The organism is Thomasclavelia sp. (genome assembly GCF_017889095.1).
Classification (GTDB): Bacteria; Bacillota_I; Bacilli_A; order Erysipelotrichales; family Coprobacillaceae; genus Thomasclavelia.
This window is the reverse complement of the sequence record NZ_JAGHEW010000072.1, coordinates 1-8,879: the sequence shown is the minus strand read 5'-3', so window position 1 is coordinate 8,879 and position 8,879 is coordinate 1. Positions and strand designations below refer to the sequence as shown.

Genomic DNA, 8,879 nt, shown 5'->3' with positions numbered 1-8,879 from the left:
TAGTTGATGCTAAAGGTTTAGTTGACAAAGCACCTTCTGTAATTAAAGAAAACATTCCTGCTGCTGAAGGAGCAGAAATTAAAGAAAAATTAGAAGCTGCTGGAGCAACTGTAGAAGTTAAATAATTAACTTAACAGAATTAAGAGCCCTTATGGGCTCTTTTAACTTAATTTAAGATGAAACATTATTATACCGATAATAACGAATTAGTTAGTAATCCAGAACAGTTTGTTTTCCATTATCGCGAAAATGAAATTATTTTTAATAGTGATAATGGGGTTTTTTCTAAAAAAATGATCGATTATGGATCACGGGTCTTACTAGATGCAATTGAAATAGATCAAAGTAAGCAAAAACTATTAGATGTTGGCTGTGGATATGGAACTTTTGGGGTTAGTCTAAAAAAAGTTTATCCATTTTTAGTGGTTGATATGGTTGATGTAAATGATCGAGCTATAAATCTAGCTAAAAGTAACTTACAAGCTAATAATTTGACAGCTAATGTTTTTAATAGTGATTGTTATGAAAAAGTAAATGGCCGCTATGATATAATTGTTACCAATCCACCGATTAGAGCTGGTAAAAAAGTAGTAACTAAAATATTAGTAGAAGCTAAAGATCATTTAAATTTAAATGGTGAAATCTGGGTCGTGATTCAAAAAAAACAAGGTGCACCTTCAGCAAAAAAGAATTTAGAGCAAGTATTTGGCAATGTTGAGATTGTTAAAAGGGATAAAGGATATTATATTTTAAAAGCTATTTACAAATAGAAATAATTTGTCAATAGTTTTTTTATATTTTTTTAAAAAAATTATTGACTTTAAAATATCCTTGTGATAGAGTTATAAAATGCCTATTAGTGTTTATAATAAAGCGTTTTTACGCGCTCAAAAACATCTTGATAGAGAAATATAAAGGGGTGGAGTTAATACGTGGAAAACAAAATAACCAAAGCAAAAAGTAAAATTACTCGTCGTAATTATTCAAGAATTAGTGGATCGTTAGAACTTCCAAATTTAGTAGAAATTCAAACCAATTCATATAAATGGTTTAAGGAAGTTGGAATTAAAGAAGTATTTGAAGATATCTACCCAATCACCAATTTTAATGAAACTTTGTCATTAGAATTTGTCGATTGCACTTTTGATGAGGCAAAATATTCAGTTGAAGAAAGTAAAGATCGTGATGCTAACTATGCAGCACCAATTCGTGCATCTTTACGTTTAATTAATTCTAGTACTGGTGAAATTAAGGAACAAGAAGTATTTATGGGTGATTTCCCATTAATGACTGATTCAGGTACCTTTATTATTAATGGTGCTGAACGTGTAATCGTATCACAATTAGTACGTTCACCAGGGGCTTATTTTGCTGATGTTTTAGATAAAAGTGGTAAAACTGTTTTTAGTGGCAGTGTCATCCCTTCTAGAGGTACTTGGCTAGAGTTTGAAACTGATGCTAAAGATACATTAAATGTAAGAATTGACCGTAACCGAAAAATGCCAGGAACAGTCTTGCTTAGAGCTTTAGGGCTTTCAAGTAATGATGAAATTATTGATGTTTTTGGTGAACATGAATATATTATTAATACGCTTGCAAAAGACAATACAACCAACATGGAAGAAGCGTTAATTGAGATCTATAACAAATTAAGACCAGGAGAACCAGCTACATTAGAAGGTGCAAATAACCTTTTATATACACGCTTTTTTGATGCTAAACGTTATGATCTGGCTAAAGCAGGGCGGTTTAAATTTGGGAAAAAATTAAGTTTATTAGATCGTATTGCTGGGCGTGTTTTAGCTCAAGATTTTAAAGATACTGATGGAAATGTTGTTTATCCAGAAGGTACTACAATTACTCAAGAAGTGATCGATAAAATTAAACCAATTTTAGAAGCCGGAGCTCATACACGTAAATTAACTACCAATCCACGTCTAGAATCAAATGATGTTATTCAGGTTTTAGATGTTTACGTTGATGAAACAAAATCTAAAAAAATGCGTGTTATTGGAACTGATTTATCATTAAATAGTAAATTTGTGACAATTTCGGATATGATTGCTGCTTATTCATATATGTTCAACTTAGTTGACATTTATAATTCATTAGATTTAACAGCTGAAGATCGTGTTAGTTTAATGGCAAGAATAGGTTTATTAGATGATATTGATCATTTAGGTAATCGTCGTGTTCGTTCTGTTGGTGAATTGATTCAAAATCAATTTAGAATTGGTCTTTCAAGAATGGAACGAGTTGTTAAAGAGAGAATGTCTTTATCAGAAGTGGATTCAATTACACCGCAATCATTGACTAATATTCGTCCTTTAACAGCGGCAATTAAAGAGTTTTTCTCATCATCACAGTTATCACAATTCATGGATCAAATCAATCCATTAGCTGAGCTTACTAATAAACGTCGTTTATCAGCTTTAGGGCCAGGTGGGTTAAGTCGTGACCGAGCTGGATATGAAGTCCGTGACGTGCATGCATCTCACTATGGTAGAATTTGTCCAATTGAAACACCTGAAGGTCCAAACATCGGGTTGATTTCAACACTGGCATCTTATGCTAAAATTAATCAATATGGATTTATTGAAACGCCATATCGTAAAGTTAATAATTGTGTTATTGATGAAAATGATGTTCGTTATTTAACAGCTGATGAAGAAAAGAATTACGTAATTGCACCAGCAAACGTTAAAACTGATGATCAGGGAACTATCCTAGATGAACAAGTTATTGCTCGGCATTTAGGTGAAAATATTATGGCTAAACGTGAAGAAGTTGATTTTATCGACATTTCACCAAAACAGATTGTTTCTGTTGCTACATCATGTATTCCTTTCTTGGAAAACGATGATGCGACTCGTGCCTTAATGGGTGCCAACATGCAACGTCAGGCAGTACCTTTATTAAATCCACATACTCCTTTTGTCGGAACAGGAATGGAATATCAGGCTGCCCGTGATTCAGGAGCTGCGGTAGTTTCTAAAGTAGATGGTATTGTAAAATATGTTGATGCTAAAAAAGTAATTATTGAAGACGAGGAAGGTGTTGAACACCGTTATCGTCTAGCTAAATTTAAAATTTCTAATAATGGTACATGTATTAACCAAAAACCAATTGTTAAAGTTGGTGAAAATATCGTTAAAGGACAAATCGTTGCTGATGGTCCAGCGATGGAACAAGGTGAATTAGCGCTAGGACAAAACGTTTTAGTCGGATTCATGGAATGGAATGGTTATAACTACGAAGATGCCGTTATCATGTCTGAAAGATTAGTAAAAGATGATATTTATACTTCTATTCATATTGATGAATATGCAATTGAATGTCGTGATACTAAATTAGGACCAGAAGAAATTACTCGTGACATCCCTAATGTTGGTGATGAAGCACGTAAGAATTTAAATAGCGACGGTATCATTATGATTGGTGCCGAAGTAAAAGAAGGAGATATTTTAGTTGGTAAAGTAACTCCAAAAGGACAAGCAGAATTATCTGCTGAAGAAAAATTATTATTAGCGATCTTTGGGGAAAAATCTCGTGAAGTTAAAGATAATTCATTAAGAGTTCCTCATGGTGGGGCTGGTATTGTTCATGATATCAAAGTATTCGAAAGAAAAAATGGTGATGAATTACAGCCTGGTGTTAATAAAGTTGTAAAAGTATATATTGTTCAAAAAAGAAAAATTTCTGAAGGTGACAAAATGGCTGGTCGTCATGGTAATAAAGGGGTTATTTCTAAAATCTTACCAATTGAAGATATGCCTCATTTGGAAGATGGAACACCACTTGATATCATGTTGAACCCATTAGGGGTACCTTCACGTATGAATATCGGGCAAGTGCTTGAATTACACTTAGGATATGCTGCTCGCCAATTAGGATTATATATTGCAACTCCAGCTTTTGATGGATTGCATCCAAAAGATCTTGAAGATATCATGGCTGAAGCTGGGATGTCTAAAGATGGTAAACAGCCAGTAATTTCCGGGCAAACTGGGGAATATTATGATAATAATATTTCAGTGGGAATCATGTATATGATTAAATTAGCCCACATGGTTGATGATAAGTTACATGCTCGTTCAGTAGGACCTTACTCTTTAGTTACTCAACAGCCACTTGGAGGTAAAGCTCAAAACGGTGGACAAAGATTTGGGGAAATGGAAGTTTGGGCACTTGAAGCTTATGGTGCTGCTTATACATTAAGAGAAATCTTAACAGTTAAGTCTGATGACGTTGTTGGTCGTGTTAAAACATACGAAGCAATTGTTAAAGGACAGCCACTTCCAGAACCAGGATTACCTGAATCATTTAGAGTATTGAAGAAAGAATTACAAGCTTTAGCTTTAGATGTACGTTTATTAGATGAAAACGACAATGAAGTTGATATGCGTAATATTGAAGAAGAAGAACATCGCTTCCCACGCAGTATTGATAAAGATGAAGTAATTGATACAGCTAAACCAGAAACTAAAGATGAAGTCGAAGAAGAAATGGAAGAAGACGAATTAGAAATTAGTGAGGCTGATGATGAAATTCTTGATAGCGAAGATGAAAACGATGAAGTAAGCGATGACGATTTTTATGAAAGTGAATCATTATAGGAGGAAAAAAGATGGCAACTACAAATAATTTCTCAGCAATTCAAATTGGCTTAGCATCCCCTGAAAAGATTCGCGAATGGTCTTATGGTGAAGTAAAAAAACCAGAAACAATCAATTACCGTTCTCAAAAACCAGAGAAGGATGGATTATTCTGTGAAAGAATTTTCGGTCCTTCTAAGGATTGGGAATGTGGTTGTGGAAAATACAAAAAAGTTCGTTATAAAGGTGTAATCTGCGATCGCTGTGGAGTTGAAGTTACAAAATCTGCAGTTCGTCGTGAAAGAATGGGACATATCGAATTAGCGACTCCAATTGCTCATATTTGGTATTTAAAGGGAATACCATCAAGAATGGGATTGATTTTGGATATGTCACCTAAACAATTAGAAGAAATTATTTATTTTGTTTCTTATGTTGTAATTGATAAGGGTAGTACACCTTTGGAATACAAACAAGTATTGTCAGAAAGAGACTATCGTAAATGTTTTGAACAATTTGGGCATACTTTTGAAGCTCAAATTGGCGCTGAAGCAATTCAAACATTATTAAAACAAGTTGACTTAGAAGCTGAGTTTAATAAGGTAAGTAAAGAATTAAAAGAAGCTCAAGGTCAAAGAAGAACAAAATTATTAAAACGTTTAGAAGCAATTAATGCTTTTAGAACGTCTGAAAACCAACCTGAATGGATGATTTTAGAAGCTTTACCAGTTATTCCACCTGATTTACGTCCAATGTTACAATTGGATGGGGGAAGATTTGCAACTAGTGATTTAAATGATTTATATCGTCGTGTTATTACTCGTAATAATCGTTTAAAGAAATTGTTGGAATTAGGGACACCTTCAATCATTGTTCAAAATGAAAAGAGAATGTTACAAGAAGCAGTTGATGCTTTAATTGATAATGGTCGACGTTCAAAACCAATTACAGGTGCCGGTGGACGTGCTTTAAAATCATTAAGCCATACTTTAAAAGGGAAACAAGGACGTTTCCGTCAAAACTTACTGGGAAAACGTGTTGACTATTCAGGACGTTCAGTTATCGCTGTAGGACCTGATTTAAAGATGTATCAATGCGGTATTCCTCGGGAAATGGCTTTAAACTTATTTAAACCATTTGTTATTAATGGATTAGTACGTGATGAATTAGCTACTAATATTAAAGCAGCTGAAAGATTGATTGATAAGATGGATGACCGCATTTGGCCAATTGTTGAAGAAGTAATCCAGCAGCATCCGGTTTTATTAAACCGTGCGCCAACATTACACCGCCTTGGAATCCAGGCTTTCGAACCTAAATTAGTTGAAGGACGTGCAATTCGTTTGCATCCATTGGTTACGCCAGCGTTCAATGCCGATTTCGATGGTGACCAAATGGCTGTCCATGTTCCTTTAGGTGATGAAGCAATCCAGGAAGCTCGACAATTAATGTTAGGTTCAAGCAATATCTTAGGACCAAAAGATGGTAAACCAATCGTTACACCATCTCAGGACATGGTATTAGGTAACTATTACTTAACCCTTGAAGATGATGGTGGTATTGGTGAAGGTACAGTTTTTGCTGATCGTAATGAAGTAGATCATGCTTATTTTGCTAAAACAGTTGATTTACACACTCGTGTAGCTATCAAAGCTGGTTCTTTAAAGAATAAAACATTCACTAAAGAACAAAATGAATGTTATTTGATTACAACTGTTGGTAAGATCTTATTTAATGATATTTTTGATGGGAAATTCCCATTCATTAATGACCCTAGCAGTGAAAACTTAATTGCAACACCTGATAAATATTTCGTTCCAATGGGAACAAATATCAAAGAACACATTAAAAAACAGCCAATTATTAAGCCGTTAAATAAAAAATCATTAGGAAAGATCATTGACGAAGTGTTTAAACATGAAGCAATGTCAGACACAAGTTTAATGCTTGATAAATTGAAAGATCAAGGTTTCTATTATTCTACTATTGCGGGAACTACAGTATCAGTTTACGATATTCAGGTTCCTGAAGCTAAATATGAAATTTTTGATCATGCAGATGAAAAACTAGAACAAATTAAAAAGTTCTATAATAAAGGTAAATTAACAGAATCAGAAAGATATCAAAACGTAATTAAATTATGGACTGATGTTAAAGATGAAGTACAAGAAGTTGTACGTCAAGAATTCGAAGCTGATAGTCGAAATCCAATCTTCATCATGTCTGATTCCGGAGCCCGTGGATCTCTTTCAAACTTTACTCAGCTAGTAGGTATGCGTGGTTTGATGTCAAATCCAAAAGGGGAAACAATCGAGTTACCAATCAAATCTTCATTTAGAGAAGGTTTAACAGCATCAGAATTCTTCATTTCTACCCATGGGGCTCGTAAAGGATCTACTGATACGGCGTTAAAAACAGCCGATTCAGGATACTTAACAAGACGTTTAGTTGACGTTGCCCAAGAAGTAATTATTTCTGAAGATGATTGTGGTACTGACCGTGGATTCATTGTTACTGAATTATATAATAATGATGATCAATCAGTAATTGTACCATTAAAAGACCGTTTGATAGGTCGTTTTGCTCAAAAAGATGTTATTGATCCAGAAACAAGAAAGGTAATTGTTCCTGGTGGTGAATTAATTAATGAAGCATTAGCCGATGAAATCGTTAATGCGGGAATTAAAGAAGTTGAAATCCGCTCTGTTTTAGGATGTATTGCTAAAGGTGGTATTTGCCGTAAATGTTATGGTCGTAACCTAGCAACTGGTAGTGTGGTTGAATTAGGTGAAGCGGTAGGTATCATGGCAGCTCAGTCAATTGGGGAACCAGGTACTCAGTTAACAATGCGTACTTTCCATGATGGTGGGGTTGCCGGTGGTGCGGATATCACTCAAGGGTTACCACGTATTCAAGAGTTATTTGAAGCTCGTAATCCAAAGGCTAAATCAATTATTAGTGAAATCGAAGGTGAAGTAACTAATATTATTGATAATAATGGTCGTATGGAAGTGGTTATTACCAATGATCTAGAAACTCGCAGTTATTTAGCTCCTTATGGTGCTAAGATCCGTGTTGAAATTGGAGATCATGTAAATATCGGTGATAAAGTTACGGCCGGATCAATTGATCCTAAGGAATTATTATCAGTAGCTGATGTTGAAGCAGTTGAAAATTATATTATTAAAGAAGTTCAAAAAGTATACCGAATTCAAGGGATTGAAATTTCTGATAAACATATCGAAATTATCGTTAAACAAATGCTACGTAAGATGAAAATCATTGAAGGTGGGGAAACTGGATGCTTACCAGGAACAAACATCAATATCAATGCTTTTACTGAATTAAATAAAGAAGTTTTAAAAGCTGGTAAACATCCAGCTGTAGCAAGACCGGTATTATTAGGTATTACTAAAGCTTCATTGGAAACTGAATCATTCTTATCAGCAGCATCATTCCAGGAAACTACTAAGATCTTAACTGATGCAGCAATTAAGGGTAAAAAGGATTTATTAAAAGGACTTAAGGAAAACGTCTTGATTGGTAAATTATTACCAGCTGGTACTGGATTACGCGGTCCCTTAAAATCTCCAGAAACCTTAGCTAGAGAAGCTGAAGAAAAGGCTTTACAAGAGAGTTTAGTAGAGATTGATGATGAAAATGAAGTGATCGAAAATGATCATGAATTAGAAACTAGTGAACAAGCAGGATAAAACCTGCTTGTTTTTTAGATTGGTTTATTAAAAAGCAAGAAAACTGGTTATAATAGAAAATAGCGAGCTATCTAAAAAAAGCGTAAAAATCGAATTTTTTTGCAAAAAAAGATTGACAACTTTTAATAAATATTTTAATATTATTGCGGTGTCCGTTTATGGACGCATTGTTTATAGAAATTAATGAAACACCCGGGATTGTGTGTTAAAATTTAAGAAAGGAGAAAATGAATGCCTACTATTAACCAATTAGTAAGACATGGTCGTACTGACAAAATTTCAAAATCAAAATCACCAGCGTTAAACAGAGGATATAACTCATTGGCTAAAAAACCAACGATTTCTAATTCACCTCAAAAACGTGGGGTTTGTACGCGTGTTGCTACTATGACACCAAAGAAACCTAACTCTGCATTACGTAAATATGCCCGTGTTAGATTATCAAATGGTATGGAAGTAACTGCATATATTCCAGGAATTGGACATAACTTACAAGAACATAGTGTTGTTTTGATTCGTGGTGGCCGTGTTAAGGACTTACCAGGGGTTCGTTATCACATCGTTCGTGGTA

5 protein-coding genes are annotated in these 8,879 nt (G+C 34.3%); all 5 read left to right on the top strand.

What is annotated here, in order from left to right; translation table 11 throughout:
- On the top strand, nucleotides 1–125 hold a 125-nt coding region (locus J7M77_RS03190; protein ID WP_296875929.1), incomplete at its 5' end, for a ribosomal protein L7/L12.
- 51 nt (nucleotides 126–176) lie between these two features.
- A complete protein-coding gene (locus tag J7M77_RS03185) occupies nucleotides 177–770 on the top strand; it encodes a class I SAM-dependent methyltransferase (RefSeq protein ID WP_296875927.1) in 594 nt (197 codons plus the stop codon).
- Nucleotides 771–932: 162 nt separating this feature from the next.
- A complete protein-coding gene (gene rpoB / locus J7M77_RS03180) occupies nucleotides 933–4,616 on the top strand; it encodes a DNA-directed RNA polymerase subunit beta (RefSeq protein WP_296875924.1) in 3,684 nt (1,227 codons plus the stop codon).
- Nucleotides 4,617–4,627: 11 nt separating this feature from the next.
- Nucleotides 4,628–8,308: a DNA-directed RNA polymerase subunit beta' gene (gene rpoC / locus J7M77_RS03175; protein ID WP_296875922.1), complete on the top strand. Its 3,681-nt coding sequence runs from the start codon at nucleotides 4,628–4,630 to the stop codon at nucleotides 8,306–8,308.
- Between the two features lie 231 nt (nucleotides 8,309–8,539).
- The coding region (gene rpsL, locus J7M77_RS03170) for a 30S ribosomal protein S12 (protein WP_296875920.1) at nucleotides 8,540–8,879 on the top strand (340 nt) is incomplete at its 3' end.